Source organism: Phenylobacterium sp. (assembly GCF_030679875.1).
GTDB lineage: Bacteria > Pseudomonadota > Alphaproteobacteria > Caulobacterales > Caulobacteraceae > Phenylobacterium.
Genome location: NZ_JAUXSP010000003.1, coordinates 130529 through 147052, shown reverse-complemented (window position 1 = coordinate 147052; position 16524 = coordinate 130529). Strand labels below are relative to the sequence as shown.

The window sequence follows — 16524 nt, the reverse complement described above, 5'->3', positions numbered from 1 at the left end:
TTTCAGCCTAGGGCAGGAAGTCGAGGGTGTAGGCCGAGGCGCCGTCCAGATCAGCGGGATAGACCCCCTGGGCCTTGGCCATATCGATGAACTCAGACCAGCGCGCGTCGCTCATCTGGCCAGTGAGCGTGGGATCGCCAGCATCGACAATGCCATAGGACTTCAGCTTCTCCCGCGCCTGATCCAGGACGTCCTGGGTCATCTCGGGATTATGAGCCTTGATCAAGGCGTCGGCCGGGGCGGGGTCGCCGTCCAGATAAGACCGCCAGCCGGCGATGCTGGCCTCAATGAAGGCGCGGATGGCCTCGGGGTTCTCGGCGATCATGGGGTCCCGCGCCAGGACCATGGTGGCGTAGCCAGGATAGCCGTTGTCGGCGAGCAGGAAGACCTTGGGGACGAGGCCCGCCTCCTTCTCGATCGTATAGGGCTCAGACGTCACATAGCCCTGCTGGGCGACCCGCTTGTCGGACAGGAAGGGCGCGGAGTTGAAGGTGTATTTGCGGACCTGATCGTCGGTGAAGCCGTACTTGGCCTTCAGCCAGACCCAGAAGGCGGTGACCGAGGCGTCTGACAGCAGGATCGGTCGGCCCTTCAGATCGGCGATGGTCTCGATCCCCTGGTCGGGATGGGCGATCAGGACCTGGGGGTCCTTTTGCATGAAGGCGGCGACGGCCTTCACCGGCGCCTTTTCCTGGGCCAGGTTCATGACGATGAAGCTGTTGGAGCCCATGCCCATGTCCACGGCGCCAGCGGCCAGCAGCTGGGGCACGTTCACGCCGGGGCCCCCCTGGATGATCTCGACCTTCAGGCCGCGCTTCTCATATTCGCCGGTGGCCAGAGCCTGATAGAAGCCGCCGTGCTCGGCCTGGGCCCGCCAGTCGGTGGCGAAACGGACGGTGGTCAGGCCCTCAGCGCCTGTGACTTCGTCCGTCTCCGCGGCCGGCGCGCAGGCGCAGGCCAGGGCGGCCAGCGCAATACCGAGATGCCGCAGCAGCTTCATGGAAATCCCCCCGAGAACAAGCCCGTCCTATAGGTAGGGGGCCGCCGTCTCGACGCCAAGCGGCTTGCATGTCAGGCGACGGCGTGAAGGTCCCGATCGCCGGCCTCGGGCGCATCCTTCGTCCAGCGCGCCAGGGCGGCGTGAAGGACATCGATCTGAATGGGCTTGCCCACGGCGTCGGACATGCCCGCCCGCCGGCAGCGTTCCACCATTTCGGGCATCACGTCGGCGCTCATGGCGATGATGGGCGTCTGGCCGGCGGGGCCATCGAGGGCGCGGATCATCCGGGTGGCCTCCACGCCGTCCATCACGGGCATGTGGATGTCCATCAGAATGACATCAAAGCCCCCCTCTCGGGCCGCCTTGAGGGCCTCGGCGCCATCACAGGCGAGCACGACCTCGCAGCCCAGCAGGTCGAGCACGGTTGCGCCCAGGTCGCGGTTCATGGCGTGGTCGTCCACCAACAGTACGCGGACCCGCCCTAGGGCGTCTTCGGAGATCGGCTGGGCCGAGATGGGCGGCGCGGCGGCGCGCTCGGCGACAATCTCGAACCAGAAGACCGAGCCGGCGCCGGGCTGGCTCTTCACCCCGATCAGCCCGCCCATAGCCTCCACGAGGCCCTTGCAGATGGCCAGGCCCAGCCCGGAGCCGCCGAAGGCCCGGCTGACCGAGGAATCAGCCTGGGAAAAGCGGCGGAAGAGGCGGTGCATCAACTCGCGGGGGATGCCCAACCCGGTGTCCTGCACCTCAAAGCGCAGCAGCACGTCAGGGCCCTGGTCCCGGGCGGTGAGCATCAGCCGCACCTGACCGCTCGCGGTGAACTTTACGGCGTTGCTGAGCAGATTCAGCAGGATCTGGCGCACCCGCAGGTCGTCGATCATCACTGTGGCCTCGGTCGGGCCGGTATGCTCCAGGAGCAGCTCCAATCCCTTGGCCTCGGCCGAAGGGGCGATGATTTCCAGGGCGTCCTGGGCCACCCCCTGGGGCGACTGCGCCTGGAGCGCGAGCTCGACCTCGCCGGTCTCCAGGCGGGAATAGTCCAGGATGTCATTGACCACCGCCAGCAGAGATCCCCCGGCCCGGTGGATCATCTCGACCTGACGGCGCGCTTCTTCGGGCAGGTCCTGGCGCCGGCGCAGGGTTTGGGTGAAGCCGAGGATGGAGTTCATCGGCGTCCGGATCTCATGGCTCATGGTGGCCAGAAATTCGCCCTTGGCCGCACCGGCCGCCTGCGCCCGCGCCTGGGCGCGCTTGGCCGCCCGGGTGCGCGTGGCCAGAAGTCGCCGGGTGCGGGCCTGTTCCGACAGGATCAGCGCCACCGACAGGCTGGTGAAGAAGGCGGTGGCGATGACAAACTGCAGGTTGTGGATACGCGATGCTGGCGACCAGATTTCGGAGATGCCGCCGCTGGGCCCGAGGGTAAGGACGATCGTGCAGACCACGGCCATGATCACCGCAGATATGCCTGTGGCCCGGGGGCCAAGGGTAAACGCCGCAATCACCAGGGTCGGCGTGATCAGCAGGGGTGCGGGAAATGTCCAGGGCAGATAGGCCCCCGCGCTGACCATGATCACCAGACCGTATACGGCAGTCTGCACCAGCGGGCCGCGGTGATGGTCAGGGCCGGCGCGGCGGTCGATGAGCAATAGGGCGGCGGGCAGGGTGATGACCATGCCCAGGGCGTGGGCGAGGAACCAGCTGATCAGGACGTCCTGAAAGGGGCGACCGAGGGCGGCCAGCGCCGTCGCCGCCAGCAGCGCGGTCAGGCCTGCGGCGGGCGCCACGGCCAATAGCGCGATCCGCAGAAGCTGAGGGAGGTTGGCGATCCTGAGTCTGGCGCCGCAGAAGCGCTGAACCATCAGGGCGGCGATCAGCGCCTCAACGATGTTCAAAGCAGTGAATACGGGCGCCAACTCTGGTGGGGCGCCCGTGAGGAGATTGATGCCAAGGCTGATTGCTGCACAAACGGCGGCGAGGATGATCGCCTTGCGGATCGGCAGCAGCAGGAGCCCCGCAGCCAGAACCCCGTTGGCCAGCCAGAGGGCGGCGACGCTGTTTGTGTCTCGGGTAAGGGCTACGCTCAGCAGGGCGGCGCTGGCGAAGGCGACGCCAATCGCGAGACCGACCGCGGTGTCTCGCTGCAGCAGTCCCCTCGCCATGTTGGAATCCCCCTGAGTCCGCCCAATCTGCCCCAGGGGATGACGCCAAATCGTTAAGCTTGGCTGAGCGCTGGATGCCGCGCATGGCAAGAGGGCGGCGCTGCGGCAGGCCGCGGCGTCGCCCTCATTCCAGATCCTTGCGGACCTGTATCGTAAGGTCGGTGCGACTTCGAACGCGGGCTTCCCCGCAGGTTTCCGTCACGCCGGTGTCCTTCGAACTCAGGCGCTGGGTCGCCCCGTCGCCGTCAGTCCTGGAACCTTCCGCTCCGTTTGCGTCCCGGTTTCCCGGTCGGCCAGGGCTGCGGTCCCTCTCGACCCCTTGACGTTGCTCCAGAACCCGCTATGCAGCAAGCGCCCGAGTTTGGCCTGCTCTGGAAATGCTGTGGCCGATCCGTGGACAAGCTGTGGACACCCTGTGGGGGCCTCCAGAATTCCCGAACAGATTCAAGCAAAAAGGTTGTCCACAGGAAGCTGTGGGCCGATCGCCTAGCGGCCCGTCTCCAGGCCCTCCCGGCGTTCTTCGAGCTCCAGCCACTCCATTTCGGCGGCCTCCAGCTTTTCCCGCGCCGTCGCCAGGGCATGGCCAAACCTGTCGAAGGCATTGGGATCGCGGCCATAGAGCGCGGGATCAGCCAGCTGGGTTTCGAGAACCGCAATCTTGCCGGGCAGATCGGCGATCAGGCCGTTCAGCTCATCGAGGCGGCGCTGTTCCTTATAGGTGAGCTTTGCGGGCTTGGTGGTCGCTGGCGCCGCGGCGGCGGCCGGCGCGCTGGCCGCTGTCTGGCCTCGCCGCCCGCCTGGAGCCTTGGCTGGAGACACGCCGAAGAAGCCGGGGTTCTGGCTCAGAAAATCCAGCCAGCCGCCGGGCGTCTCCACCACCTGGCCGCGTCCATTGAGGCCGATGGTCGAGGTGGCCAGCCGATCGACGAAATCACGGTCGTGGCTCACCAGAATCAGGGTGCCCTCATAGTCCGAGAGCATCTCTTCCAGGAGGTCCAGGGTCTCCATGTCCAGGTCGTTGGTGGGTTCGTCGAGCACCATCAGATTGGCCGGCTGGGCCAGCGCCCGGGCCAGCAGCAGGCGGTTGCGTTCCCCCCCTGAAAGGCTTCGGACCGGCTGGCGGATCTGGGCGTCGGTGAACAGGAACTCCTTGGCGTAGGCGGCCACATGCTTGGGCGCGCCGCGGACCATGATCTGGTCGCCCCCCAGCGGGGCCAGCGCATCCTTCAGCAGCATGTCCTCCTTCAGGTCGGCCCTGGCCTGGTCGATATAGGCCACCTCCAGATTGGTCCCGAGGATCACCTGGCCGGAGTCGGCGGGCAGTTCGCCCAGCAGAAGCTTGACCAGCGTTGTCTTGCCCGCCCCGTTGGGACCGACCACGGCGATCCGGTCGCCGCGCAGGATGCGGGTGGAGAAGTCCTCCAGGATCACCCGATCGCCGAATTTCTTGGAGAGACCCTTCACCTCGACCACCCGCTGGCCGGAGGTTCCAGCCGAGGCCACGCCCATGGACATTGAACCACGGGTGTCGCGCAGTCGGTCGGCCTTGGCCTCGCGCATCTCCATCAGCCTGCGGCGACGGCCCTCGTTGCGGGCCCGGCGGCCGGTGACGCCGCGGGCCAGCCAGTGGGTCTCGCGCTCCAGGGCCTTGTCCTGGCGCCGGGCCTCGTCAGCCTCGGCGGCGGTGAGTTGCTCCACCCAGGCGTCGAAGGCGCCAAAGCCCCGGTCGAGCTTTCGGACCTTGCGGTTCTCCAGCCAGAAGCAGCGCTGGGTCACACGCTCCAGGAAGGCGCGGTCGTGGCTGACGATCAGCACGCTGGCCCGGCTGGCGGCGATGGCGCCCTCCAAGGTCTCGATGGCCAGGATGTCCAGGTGATTGGTCGGCTCGTCCAGCAGCAGGACATCGGGGTCCTCGGCCAGGGCCCGGGCCAGGGCCACCCGGCGGGTCTCACCGCCGGACAGGCCGGTCGCGGCCTTGGCGGGATCGAGGCCGAAGCTCTCCAGGGCCGCGGCGGCCTCATGGGGCGCTGCGCCCCCGGCGGTGGCGTGGTCCAGCAGGGTGTCACCCTGGATCTGGGGCTCCTGCAACACATAGGCGACCGTCGTGCCCGGCGTTACGGCGCGCTCGCCGTCATCGGCTTCGGTCAGGCCAGCCAGGATGCGCATCAGGGTTGATTTGCCCGCCCCATTGCGCCCGACCAGAGCGGCGCGGCTGCGGGGCTCCAGGGCCAGATCGACGCCGTCAAACAGCATGCGGGGCCCGTCGGCGAGACGAACATTCTTCAGGGCGAGAACGGGGGGCTTCATAGGGCTAGGCACATAGCGCGCTTTGGCGCCCCCGCAAGGGCGCAGGCGACAAACCCTGGTCAGCTCTCGTCAAATGGCGGCGGCAAGGGGCCCGACCGGAAGAGGATCACCGGGTTCTCATCATAGTCGCCCATCTCGGTGTCGGCGGAGACCGAGAAGGCCACCACCGCCACCCGCAGGGGCGCCAGGCGCTCGGCCTTGCGACGGGCCTCCTCGGCGCTGGCGCAGCCGACCTGCTGCTCGGCCTTCAAGGCCTTGCCACGGCCAGCCACGTAGGACTGCAGGATGTGCACGGTTTCTTTCGCCATCCCTATCCGGGCCGCTGATTGGACCGGCGCGTCAAGGGCGAGGCGGTTTGTTCCCGCAAAGTCGTGCGGGAAAACCCCTTCCACCGGCCGGAGGGTACAATCTATAGGTTGTGTCCGGCTGCCAAAGTGCAGCGTTGGTCGCGGCTGGAGGCCCCCTGGTGATGCTGGATCATCTGGAAATCGATCTTGAACGGGACATGTTCCTGCGCACCCTGCTGCGCGAGCTGTCAGGCGCTCTGCAGGACGTCGTCGGACTCGAGGAAGCCTCCGGCTATATCAGCGTCGTGGGCGCGGCTGTGGGCAAGGCGCTCGACGAGAAGTACCGCGCCGCCCTGGCGGTCGACCGCCTGTCGGCTGATCAGGTGGCCCAGGTGCTGGTCGACCTCAAGCAGCGGATCAAGGGCGATTTCTACGTCGTCGAGCAGCGAGAAGACCGGATTGTCTTCGCCAGCAACTCCTGTCCCTTCGGGGAGTTCGTGGCTGGCCGTCCGGCCCTGTGCATGATGACGTCCAATGTGTTTGGTCACGTCGCTGGTGAGAACCTCGGCTATGCCCGGGTGCAGATCGACAAGGCCATCGCCCGGGGGGACCCAGGTTGTCATGTCACCGTCTATCTGACGCCCAAGGACGATGGCGGAGAGGCCCGGGAGTACTTCCGTCGGGTGAGGCCTGAGTTGGCCGACCACTGACCATGCACCCGATCGCCAAGCTTATCCGGGAGCCGGTCGTCATCTTCGCCGGCGACGGGCGCATTACCGACATGAACCGACCCGCGAGGACCCGGTTTGGCGATGGGGCTGACAGTTGGCGTCACCTGTTTGCAGATCTGGAGGGCTTGCAAAACCTCCTGGAGCGCGCCTCGGGGTCAGCCGATCCTGTGCTGGGCGCCCTGCGTCTGGCCGGGGCCGTGCCGTCTGAACCGGACGCCAAGGTCGAGGCGCTCGCCCTGCGGCAGGAGGGCGAGATCGGCTATGTCGTCAAGCTGCGTGACGTGACGGGGGATCAGTTCCCCGCCCTGACCGCCCAGGTCCGGGAACTCAACGCCGAGATCAATGTGCGCCGGCGGGTGCAGGCCGAATTGGAAGAGTCCCTGGCGCACAACAAGGTGCTCTACCGCGAGCTTCAGCACCGGGTGAAAAATCATCTGCAGATGATCCTGGCCCTGGTCTCGACCGCCGGGCGCGAGAGTGACGATCCGGGCCGCAAGCAGTTTGTGAAGATGCTGCAGTCCAAGCTCTCGGCGCTCTTTGACGCTCAGCGGCTCATGTACTCTGAAGACTCCGCCCACGGGCTGCGGGTCGATCAGATGCTCACCGCCCTGGCTGAGACCGTTCAGTCCTTGGCGGGTGTGCGGATCGCCATCGAGGTGCGGGCCGAGCCGGTGATCGCCCCTAACGATCTGGCCTTCCCCCTGGCGCTGATCGCCAACGAGCTGCTGACCAATGCGGTGAAATACGCCGCCGGCCCAGGGGCGTCGGTGTCCCTGGACTTCGTGCGCACAGGGCGCGAGGCTGTGCTGACGGTACGGGACAATGGTCCAGGCTTTGCGCCTGCCGCCTCTGGCCCCACGTCTTCTGGCCTCGGCCTCGTAAGGGGGCTCTGTCGCCAGATCGGCGGCCATCTCGTCATCAAGTCCGACGGCGGCGCGGTGGCCGTTGTCTCGTTCCCGCTTTCCGAGGCGAGCCATGGCCTATCCTGACCAGTACCGTCTTCAGTCCCGCGGCCCGCGGGATGGTGTCTATGGGCCGTCTCAAGGTGACGGCCAGCCCGACGCGGATTTTCCCCTGGGCCGCCGGGTTCTGATCACCGAGGACAACTGGCTGGTGGCCGGCGAGTGGCAGGCCGCCCTGGAGGACGCCGGCTATGAGGTGGTGGGCGTGGCGGCTTCGGCCGAGGAGGCCCTGGATATCTGCTTTCAGGAATCCCCCGACCTTATCCTGATGGACATCCGGCTGCTGGGCGATCGCGACGGGGTCGAAGCCGCGCGGGACGCCCGCAGCCTCTATGACATCCCTTCGGTGTTCGTCAGCGCCCACGATGACAGCGAGGTTCGGCGTCGCGCCGCCGAAGCCAGACCTCTCGGCTGGATCACCAAGCCGGTGGTCGCCTCCAGGATCCCCGAACTGCTACTGCAGTTTGCGCGCCCATTGAACTGACGCCGTCGGCGGAGGCGTCAGAAGGGGATGTCTTCCTCCGGCAGCGGGCGGCTTGCGTCGAATTCATCCCTTGGCTGAGGCTGACTGGGCGGCGGCGGCAGGGGAGGCGGCTCAGCGCGGACAGCGGCGTTGGCGAAGTCGCTAGCCAGACCCTGATAGAAGGTGTTGCGCGGGTCCACGTCGAACATCGGCTCAGGATCAGGCAGCAGCCAGTCGAAGTCACGGACCTCCAGATCCTTGTGCGCCTCGATCATCAGCCGCCGCCAGATCTGGGCCGGGATCGCCCCGCCGGTGACCCTGTTCATGGGCGTATCGTCGTCATTACCCACCCAGACCCCGGTGACATATTCCGCCGTGAAGCCGACAAACCAGGCGTCGCGCCAGTTCTGGCTGGTGCCGGTCTTGCCGGCCGCGGGCCAGTCGAAGGCGGCCCGCGCGCCGGTTCCGCCGGGGGCCAGCACCTTGCTCATCATCTTCACCATCATGCTCGCATGACTGATGTCGAGGGCCGGCAGGGGGCCGGAGGGGACCCGCGAGAAGACCGCCTGCCCATCCACCGTCCGGATTTCCTCGATGATCGACGGCGTCAGGCGCCCGCCAGCCTGCTGAAAGACCTGGAAGCCGCTGGTCAGTTCGAGCAGGTTCACCTCATAGGCGCCTAGCGTGACCGAGAGGTCAGGATTGCGCGGGATTGAGGTCAGTCCAAACCGTTGGGAGATATCGCCCAGGGCCGGTCCGCCGGCCTCGGCGCCCAGCTTGACCGCCACGGTGTTGATGGAGCGCGACAGGGCGGTCTCGACGGTCACCGGGCCACGATAGCCCCCGCCATAATTGCCCGGCCGCCAGTCACCGAACCGCACCGGACCATCGACCCGCACATCGGTGGGCAGCACCCCCTTCTCAAGGGCGGCGGCATAGACGAAGGGCTTGAAGGTCGAGCCCGGCTGGCGCTTGGCCTGGGTGGCGCGGTTGAAGACGCTGCGGGCGTAGTCCACCCCGCCCACCATGGCGCGCACCGAGCCGTCGGGCCCCAGGGTCACCAGGGCGGCCTGTTCGGCGCCGGCGGTGACTCCGTCACTGGCCATGATCTGGCTGAGGATCGCGGCAGCCTGGTCCTGCAACACCGGGTCGATGGACAGGCGCACCAGCAGGTCCGGCGAGTTCGGCCCGATCCGGCGCAGGACCTCGTTCGTCGCGTGGTCAAGCAGGTAGCCATAGGGACCGTCGGTAGATGTGGCCGTCGGCGCCAGGGCCGGGCTCTGGCTCTGGGCCAGGACCATCTCCTCCCGGGTGATCCAGCCGGTGTCGTGCATCCGCTGCAGCACCCAGCGCGAACGCACCAGGGCCGCAGGCATGTCATTGGTCAGGGCCAGACGCGAGGGCGCCTTGGGCAGGGCGGCCAGCAGAGCGGATTCCGCCAGGGTCAGCTGGCTGGCGGGCTTGCCGAAATAGGTGCGGGCCGCGCCGTCCACCCCAAAGGTGTTGGCGCCGAAGAAGACCCGGTTGAGATAGAGTTCAAGCACCTCGTCCTTGGTCAGCATCCGCTCCAGCCGCCAGGCGAGCGCCGCCTCCTGCATCTTTCGCTCAAAGGTCTGGTCCGGGGTCAGGAACAGGCTTTTGGCGATCTGCTGTGACAGGGTCGAGCCCCCCTGGACCACCCGGCCAGCGCGCCAGTTCACATAGGTGGCGCGGGCGATGGCCTGCAGATCGATGGGGCCATGCTGGTAGAACCGGTGGTCCTCCGCGGCCATGAAGGCCAGCGGCACGTGGGGCGGCAGATCGGTGAGCCGCACCCGGTCACCATATCGCGGTCCCCGGGAGGCGATGAGTTCGCCATTGCGGTCGAAGAACTTGATCCCGGGCGCCCGGTTGAAGGCGTAGAGCTGCGAGCGGGGGGGCAGCTCGGGGATATCCTGCAGAAACCGCTGCTGCAGATAGACGCCGCCGCCGATGACCGCGGCGACGACGAGCAGGGCGAGGACAATCAGGGTCTTCCAGACCCAGCCCCAGCGGCGGCCTCGCCTGGGCTCCTGGGAGATCACGAACGGCCCGCCGGGCCCATCTCCATCTCCATCGCCGGGGCCCGAGCCGGAGCCCGCCTTTATCGGCGGCGGCAGGGGGCGGCGGCCAAAGCCGTCCTCATCCGCAACCGGCCGGGACGGGGGCGCATCCTGGCCGTCCGGCGCGGCCGCACGGGGCTGAGGCGCGCGCGGCTTGCGCGGCCGTCCCGGCTCGTCGTCGGGGAAGCGATAGGGGTCCAGGGTCCAGTCGTTCACGTCTATCGGGGGTTCTGGGCGGGCGGGAGGGCGTCGAGCGTTTGGCGGCGGCGGCGCTTTGGGTTTAGGACGGTCCCGTGAGCAGGCACAAACCCTTTTGGCAGGCCAAGACCCTCCAGCAGATGACGGCCCAGGAATGGGAGAGCCTATGCGATGGCTGCGGACTCTGCTGTCTGGTTCGCTTTGAGGACGAGGACAGCGGCCAAGTTATCCCCACCCGCGTGCATTGCCGGCTGTTTGATACAGAGACCTGCGCCTGCTCCAACTATGCCGAGCGGCGCAAACATGTGCCCGACTGCATCAAGCTGACCCCGGGCAATATCGCCAAACTCCCCTGGATGCCCTTGAGCTGCGCCTATCGGCGGCTGCACGAAGGCAAGGACCTGCCAGCCTGGCATCCATTGGTCACGGGAGATCCCGAGAGCGTCCATGAGGCGGGAGTGTCGATCCGGGGCCAGACCCTGAGCGAGGATGAGCTGACCGATCCAGAGGACGCCTGGTCCTACGCCGCCTGGGATCTGCTGGATGATCGCAGCGGCGACTAGTCCTGCGACACAGGGGTGTGGCTAATTTGTCACATTGCCTCTTGCGTGACTTGGCGCGCCGCACAATCTAGAGCCCATAGCCAATACCGGACGAAAGAAGAGGTCATCCCTTGGCGCGCGATCCCTATCAGGAACTGGGCGTTCCCCGCGGCGCCGCCGAGGATGAGATCCGCAAGGCCTTCCGCAACCTCGCCAAGAAGCACCACCCGGACGCCAATCCCGGCGACCAGGCCGCCGAAGAGCGCTTCAAGCGGGTCAGCGCGGCGTTCGATATCCTGGGCGATCCCGACAAGCGCAAGAAGTTCGACTCCGGTGAGATCGACGCCGACGGCCACGAGACCGGCCGTGGCTTCGGGGGCGGCTGGAGTCCCGGGGGCTTCGAGGGCGGCCGCCGCGGCCAGACCCGGGGCGAGACCTTCGACGGGGTCGATCTGGGCGATATTCTGGGGGAGATGTTTGGCGCTCGCGGCGGGGCGCGCGGCTCGGGCGGGGGATTCGGAGGCGGTCACGCCCGGGGCGCCGATGTGCGCGCCAAGCTGGAGATCGACCTGGAGGAGGCCATCGCCGGCGGCAAGAAGCGGATAGCCTTTTCCGATGGGCGCACCATCGACGTGCCCATCCCCTAGGGGGCCGGAGAGGGTCAGACCCTGCGCCTGAAGGGCCAGGGATCACCGGGCCGGGCCGGCCCGGGCGACGCCTTTATCGAGCTGACGGTCCGGCCTCACCCCATCTTCCACCGGGAGGGTGATCGCCTGGTCATGGATCTTCCCGTCAGCGTCTATGACGCCGTCCTGGGGGGCAAGGTCGAGGCGCCCACCCCGGAGGGACCGGTGACCCTCACCGTGCCCAAGGGCGCCAACGCCGGCGCCATGCTGCGGCTGAAGGGCCGGGGCCTGCCGGACGCCGCCGGCCAGCGGGGCGACCTCCTGGCGCGGCTGGTCATCACCCTGCCCGAAAAGCCGGACGCTGAGCTGACCGCCTTCGCCGAGACCTGGCGGGCCAAGCGACCCTACCCGCCCAAGGCCGCGCCGCGCCGGGGCGCGTGAGGGCGGTGGCGCCCACCCATGGTGACAGCGGCGGCCTGCGGCTTCATAAGCAGGACGTTCAGCCACGGTTCAGTCGTCCTGGCCTAGATCGGCATCCATGAAACACCTCGTGCTCATCGCAGCGCTGCTGGCCGCAGGCGCCCCCGGCGTCGCCCAGGCTCAGTATGGGGCTGACCTGCGCTCGTCCTTCGGGGCGGGTCGTGGTGATCAGGACGACGCGCGCGCCGCTGTCCGCGCCGGTCGCCAGGCGCCCCTGTCACAGGTTCTGTCGGCCATCGCCCAGCGCACGCCGGGCCGCCACCTGAACACGACCCAGGGGACTCACGGGAGCCGCCCGGCCTACTTCGTCCAGTGGCAGACCCCGGACGGAAAGGTGATCATCTTCATCGCCGACGCGGAGTCCGGGGCGATCATCGGCCGCCAGGGCGGCTGAGACGACTTACAAGGGAGGCCGAGGCCATGCGCATCCTGCTGGTGGAAGACGATCCGGATCTGGCGCGCCAGCTGAAGGGCGCCCTCTCGGACGCCGGCTACGCCGTCGACCACGCCCCCGACGGCGAGGAGGCCCAGTTCCTGGGCGAGACCGAGCCCTATGACGCGGTGATCCTGGATCTCGGCCTGCCCAAGGTGGACGGGGTCTCGGTGCTGGAGCGCTGGCGGCGCGGCGAGATGGCCACGCCGGTGCTGATCCTCACCGCTCGCGGGGCCTGGAGCGAAAAGGTGGCGGGTTTCGACGCCGGCGCCGATGACTACCTGACCAAGCCCTTCCATACCGAGGAACTACTGGCCCGCCTGCGCGCCCTGCTGCGCCGTTCGGCCGGCCATGCGACGCCGAACCTGACCTGCGGCGGCCTGCGGCTGGATCCCCGGGCGGCCAGGGCCTCGGTCAATGGGGAGCCCCTGCGCCTGACCTCGCTGGAATATCGCCTGCTGCACTATCTGATGATGCACCAGGGGCGGGTGATCAGCCGCACCGAACTGGTCGAGCATCTTTACGACCAGGACTTCGACCGGGACTCCAACACCATCGAGGTTTTCGTAGGCCGCATCCGCAAGAAGATCGGCCCTGACCGGATCGATACGGTGCGCGGCCTCGGCTACCGGCTGACCTGTCCCGCCGACGAGACTGAGACGAGCGCCACTTGAGCCCCTTAAGACGGTGAAGCTGGCGGCCCTGCAGAGCGCCTCCCTGGTCCGCCGCCTGGTGATCCTGGCGGCCGGCTGGAGCCTGACGGTCCTGCTGATCTCAGCGGTCGTGTTGTCCCTGCTGTTCCAGCAGGCGGCCCTGCGGCGGTTCGACGAGGGTCTGGCCGAGCTGATCGATAACCTCCTGGCGGGCACGACGGTGGACGCGACCGGCCAGGTCCTGGCGCCGGCCCTGACCGACCTCCGCGCGCTTCGGGCCTATTCCGGCCGCTACTGGCAGGTGGTCGAACCCCTCCCGGACGGTCAGTGGCGGATTATCGTCCGCTCCCGCTCCCTGTGGGACGCCGAGCTGGCCGCCCCTGAGGACCTGGTCGCCCGGGTGGAAGCCGCGCCCGGTCAGCCCGTCACCTACGAGACCAACGGCCCCTTGAGCCAGCCTCTGCGCGCCCGGGCGAGCCGCGCCACCCTGCCTGGGCGCGAGGCGCCCTTGATCTTCATGGCCGCCGAGGATCGCTCCCCTATCGACCGCGACGTCCGCGGTTTCATCACCGCCACGGCCCTGGCCTTCCTGCTGCTCGGCGCCGGGCTGGTGGGGGCCGTGGTGTTCCAGGTGCGGTTCGGTCTGCGCCCCCTGTTTGCTCTGCGTCGGGAGGTGGCGGCCGTCCGGCGTGGCAAGGCCGAGCGGATCGCCGGCGCCTATCCGGTGGAGCTCGAGCCGCTCGCTGAGGAACTGAACGCCCTGGTCAGCCACAATCAGGAGGTCGTCGAACGCCAGCGCACCCATGTGGGCAACCTGGCCCACGCCTTGAAGACGCCCCTCTCGGTCATGCTCACCGAGGCGCGGCAAACCCCGGGGCCCCTATCTGAGGTGGTCGAGCGACAGGCCGAGGTGATGCGGCTTCAGGTCGACCATCACCTGCGCCGAGCCAGGGCGGCGGCCCGCACCCCCGGCCGTGGGGAGCGGACCGATGTCGCCGAGGTGCTCGACGAACTGGCGCGGACCCTGGTGCGCATATTCCAGGACAAGGGCGTCGACATCGACTGGGACTGTGACGAGGATCTGGTCTTCCAGGGAGAGCGCCAGGACCTGCTGGAGATCGCCGGCAACGCCATGGAGAACGCTGCTCAGTGGTGCCAGGGCCGGGTCCGGGTCCGGGCCACCGCTCAGACGCCAGAGCGCCTGAGGCTCACCATCGACGATGACGGGCCAGGCCTGCCGCCGGAACGCCGGCCTGAGGTTCTGCGACGGGGGGCGCGTCTGGACGAGAGCGCGCCGGGCTCAGGTCTCGGCCTCTCCATCATTGACGAACTGGCCCGCGCCTACGGGGGCGATCTTCACCTGGACGCCGCCAAGCTGGGGGGCCTGTCGGTGATCATCGATCTGCCGCGGGCCGAGACCTGAGCCTCAGCGGAGGTTGGTGATTTCCCGGCTGAGATTCGCCCTGGCCTGATCCTCGAGGCGCGCCCGGAAGGCCGGGTCGGGGTAGAGGGGCCTGGCGTCCAGGATTCGTTTCAGGACCGCGGCCCGACCGGGGCGGAAGAAGGCCTCGGGGACGTGGCTGTATTCCTGGCGAATGGCGCGGGCATAGACGTCATAGGCCTCCGGCGCGCGGCCCAGCACGGCCAGGTCGATGGAGACCAACAGGGCGCCCTCGAGATCATCATCCCCCACCTGATGGCCCGTGGTGAGCTCGATCAACCGGGCGACCTCGGCGCAGGTTGCGGCGTCCTCGCCCAGTGCGGCCAGGTCGCGCCCGGCCTGGGCGGCGCTGGCCGCCTCATTGTCGCTGCGCGTCGGGTCATAGACCACGTCGTGCCACCAGATCGCATAGGCCAGGCGTAGACGGCGCGCCTCATCCAGGCCTTCGATGGCGGCCAGCTCTGCCAGGCAATCGGCGATGTGGGTCATGTCGTGATAGCGGCGATGGGGCTCGGCATAGGCGGCCCGCAGGCGGGCCTTGGTCTCGCCCGCCAGCCCGCCGCCGGGGGAGGGCGGGCCGGAGTCCAGCCAGAAGGCGCAGGCCTGGGCGCGGTCCATTGGAGGTCTCCACAGCAACGCGACGGGCAGCTTTCCACAGGCCAAGGGCGACGTCACGCCGCGGCATTTGGTCAGGCTGTGGACCGGTAGGGTTAAGGGAAGCCTTAACCGCGTCTGGGGCAGGGTCAGGCCTACGCTGTCTTTCGCGTCGAGGATTTTATATGGGCGGTCTGCCCGAACAGAAGCTGGCCATACTGCGTCAGATGGTGGAATCCGCCCCGGATCGGGTGGTCGGCGATCTGCGCGGCGCCCTGTGCAACGCTGACGGTGATTCGGGACTGGTCGATGTGCGGGTTTTGGTCGAGACCGAGGCCCGGGATCGCCAGCTGCGCAACGCGGTCCTGCATCCCATTGCGCCCCTATGCGTCGGCGATGGCCGTACGGATCGCCTGACGTTTCCGGCCCGCGCCCTCGCCCTGGTTTGGCGCGCCCTGCGGGACCAGGCCACCCATGAGGTCGGCCGGGCCGCGGCCCTGTTCGAGGAGTTTCAGGCCGATCAGAGTTCGCCTGAGCCCTTCGATATCCTGGCGCGTCGCGCCGCACGGGGGGTGCGCGAGCGCAATCATCCCAAGTTCGCCGCCGCTGCGGACCTTGCGGACGCCGCCCGCCCTGACGGGGCTCGGCTCCTGGCTGAATGCCTCCAGATGACTCCGGTCGTTCGAGCCGCAGTGGGGCGTTTGCCCAGCTGGATCCAGCGGGTGACCGACGAGGACGCCGCCCTGGCGCGCATCGCCTACAAGGACTCAGTCGCCATCGCCGAGGACGCCGGCCCGCGCTTCTTCGAGATGCTCGCGGCCCACCTGACCCACCGATGGATGGTGCTTCGCCTGATCAGCGCGGTGATGGACAAGCCGCCGGAAACCTACCTGGCCGGATCGGAGCTGGCGGGCTTTGGCCTGAGTGTGCTCGACGGGATCGATGCGGGGCTTGCCGAGATCGATGGATTCGACTCAAGCGGCGGCATGCCCGCTGTGCGCGCGGCGGCCCAGGCCATTGACTCGGTGACGGCGCAGATCGCTGAGCTCGAAGGCAATGTGGAGCTGAGCCGCAATGGCGCCTGGGGCGGCCGCCTGGCCAAGCAGAAGTCAGCACTTGCTCGCCAGGTGGAGAGCCGTCTGCGGGAAATCGACAAGGCCTTGTCCCTGACCCTGCCGGTGACCCAGGTCTGGATCGGGCGGGTGTCCAAGGACGCCGCCCGCCTGACCGCCCTGCCTGACCCAGCCGCCCTACAGAAGACCAAGACCCTGGTGGCCTTCGCCCAGGAAATCCGCGGCGCCGCCAACTATGGCGGGTTCGCCGCGGCGCGCATCAAGGTCATGGAGGCGCTTGAGGCTCACCTCGACCTCTTCGTCGAGGACGCCTTGGATCACCTTAAGCAGGGCGACGCCCCTGACCCAGAAATCGCCCGGGCCCTGCTGTCCGCAGCCATCGAACTGGTGGCCCTGGCTCGGGATCGCCAGGCTGCAGATATCCTGCGTCGCAGGCTGGCGGTGGTCTAGCCCGCGATCTGACGCCGCGGTCGCTGCTGCCCTCTCGCGCCGCG

At 68.1% G+C, this 16524-nt stretch carries 14 protein-coding genes and 2 pseudogenes; 10 read left to right on the top strand and 6 right to left on the bottom strand.

The genetic code is table 11. The features are described 5' to 3' along the window. Nucleotides 1–7 precede the first annotated feature (7 nt). From Q8K84_RS02485 to Q8K84_RS02470, 4 genes are all read right to left on the bottom strand, one after another. Nucleotides 8–1000, bottom strand: coding sequence for an ABC transporter substrate-binding protein (locus Q8K84_RS02485; RefSeq protein ID WP_305280330.1), 993 nt, complete (start codon nucleotides 998–1000; stop codon nucleotides 8–10). Nucleotides 1001–1071: 71 nt separating this feature from the next. Beyond that, a complete protein-coding gene (locus Q8K84_RS02480) occupies nucleotides 1072–3159 on the bottom strand; it encodes an ATP-binding protein (RefSeq protein WP_305280327.1) in 2088 nt (695 codons plus the stop codon). 486 nt (nucleotides 3160–3645) lie between these two features. Continuing rightward, nucleotides 3646–5478 (bottom strand): ABC-F family ATP-binding cassette domain-containing protein, encoded by a 1833-nt coding sequence (locus Q8K84_RS02475; protein WP_305280325.1) that lies wholly within the window; start codon nucleotides 5476–5478, stop codon nucleotides 3646–3648. Nucleotides 5479–5525: 47 nt separating this feature from the next. Then, a complete protein-coding gene (locus tag Q8K84_RS02470; RefSeq protein WP_305280323.1) occupies nucleotides 5526–5774 on the bottom strand; it encodes a hypothetical protein in 249 nt (82 codons plus the stop codon). Between the two features lie 161 nt (nucleotides 5775–5935). Between Q8K84_RS02470 and Q8K84_RS02465 the strand changes: the two genes are divergently transcribed. Genes Q8K84_RS02465 through Q8K84_RS02455 form a run of 3 tightly spaced genes read left to right on the top strand, consistent with a single transcriptional unit; the run spans nucleotide 5936 to nucleotide 7930 of the window. Beyond that, the gene (locus Q8K84_RS02465; RefSeq protein ID WP_305280321.1) at nucleotides 5936–6463 is read left to right on the top strand and encodes a methanogen output domain 1-containing protein; all 528 of its coding nucleotides are present in this window, start codon (nucleotides 5936–5938) and stop codon (nucleotides 6461–6463) included. Between the two features lie 2 nt (nucleotides 6464–6465). Further along, on the top strand, nucleotides 6466–7473 hold the full coding sequence (locus Q8K84_RS02460; RefSeq protein WP_305280318.1) for a sensor histidine kinase: 1008 nt from the start codon (nucleotides 6466–6468) through the stop codon (nucleotides 7471–7473). Then, the gene (locus Q8K84_RS02455; RefSeq protein ID WP_305280315.1) at nucleotides 7460–7930 is read left to right on the top strand and encodes a response regulator; all 471 of its coding nucleotides are present in this window, start codon (nucleotides 7460–7462) and stop codon (nucleotides 7928–7930) included. Before Q8K84_RS02460 ends, Q8K84_RS02455 begins: the two co-directional genes overlap by 14 nt. A gap of 17 nt (nucleotides 7931–7947) precedes the next feature. Here the strand turns inward: Q8K84_RS02455 and Q8K84_RS02450 are convergent, their stop codons facing one another. After that, a complete protein-coding gene (locus Q8K84_RS02450; protein ID WP_305280311.1) occupies nucleotides 7948–10206 on the bottom strand; it encodes a PBP1A family penicillin-binding protein in 2259 nt (752 codons plus the stop codon). A 77-nt stretch (nucleotides 10207–10283) separates the two neighbouring features. On the opposite strand from Q8K84_RS02450, the gene Q8K84_RS02445 reads away from it, so the two are divergent. From Q8K84_RS02445 to Q8K84_RS02425, 6 genes and pseudogenes are all read left to right on the top strand, one after another. Further along, nucleotides 10284–10751 carry a YcgN family cysteine cluster protein gene (locus tag Q8K84_RS02445; protein WP_305280308.1) on the top strand — a complete coding sequence of 156 codons (468 nt, stop codon included), beginning with the start codon at nucleotides 10284–10286 and terminating at the stop codon, nucleotides 10749–10751. Nucleotides 10752–10861: 110 nt separating this feature from the next. Then, a pseudogene (locus Q8K84_RS17355) lies at nucleotides 10862–11117 on the top strand (J domain-containing protein); the annotation flags it as partial. 272 nt (nucleotides 11118–11389) lie between these two features. After that, nucleotides 11390–11797, top strand: a pseudogene (locus Q8K84_RS17350) (DnaJ C-terminal domain-containing protein); the annotation flags it as partial. Nucleotides 11798–11894: 97 nt separating this feature from the next. Continuing rightward, a complete protein-coding gene (locus tag Q8K84_RS02435) occupies nucleotides 11895–12230 on the top strand; it encodes a PepSY domain-containing protein (protein WP_305280307.1) in 336 nt (111 codons plus the stop codon). A gap of 26 nt (nucleotides 12231–12256) precedes the next feature. Then, nucleotides 12257–12943 (top strand): response regulator transcription factor, encoded by a 687-nt coding sequence (locus Q8K84_RS02430; RefSeq protein WP_305280306.1) that lies wholly within the window; start codon nucleotides 12257–12259, stop codon nucleotides 12941–12943. A gap of 13 nt (nucleotides 12944–12956) precedes the next feature. Then, nucleotides 12957–14345 (top strand): sensor histidine kinase, encoded by a 1389-nt coding sequence (locus Q8K84_RS02425; protein WP_305280305.1) that lies wholly within the window; start codon nucleotides 12957–12959, stop codon nucleotides 14343–14345. A gap of 3 nt (nucleotides 14346–14348) precedes the next feature. On the opposite strand, the gene Q8K84_RS02420 is transcribed toward Q8K84_RS02425, so the two are convergent. Beyond that, the gene (locus Q8K84_RS02420) at nucleotides 14349–14981 is read right to left on the bottom strand and encodes a phosphohydrolase (RefSeq protein ID WP_305280304.1); all 633 of its coding nucleotides are present in this window, start codon (nucleotides 14979–14981) and stop codon (nucleotides 14349–14351) included. Between the two features lie 161 nt (nucleotides 14982–15142). Here Q8K84_RS02420 and Q8K84_RS02415 point away from each other — a divergent pair, with 161 nt between their 5' ends. Further along, the gene (locus tag Q8K84_RS02415) at nucleotides 15143–16480 is read left to right on the top strand and encodes a hypothetical protein (RefSeq protein ID WP_305280302.1); all 1338 of its coding nucleotides are present in this window, start codon (nucleotides 15143–15145) and stop codon (nucleotides 16478–16480) included. The last annotated feature ends 44 nt before the right edge of the window (nucleotides 16481–16524 follow it).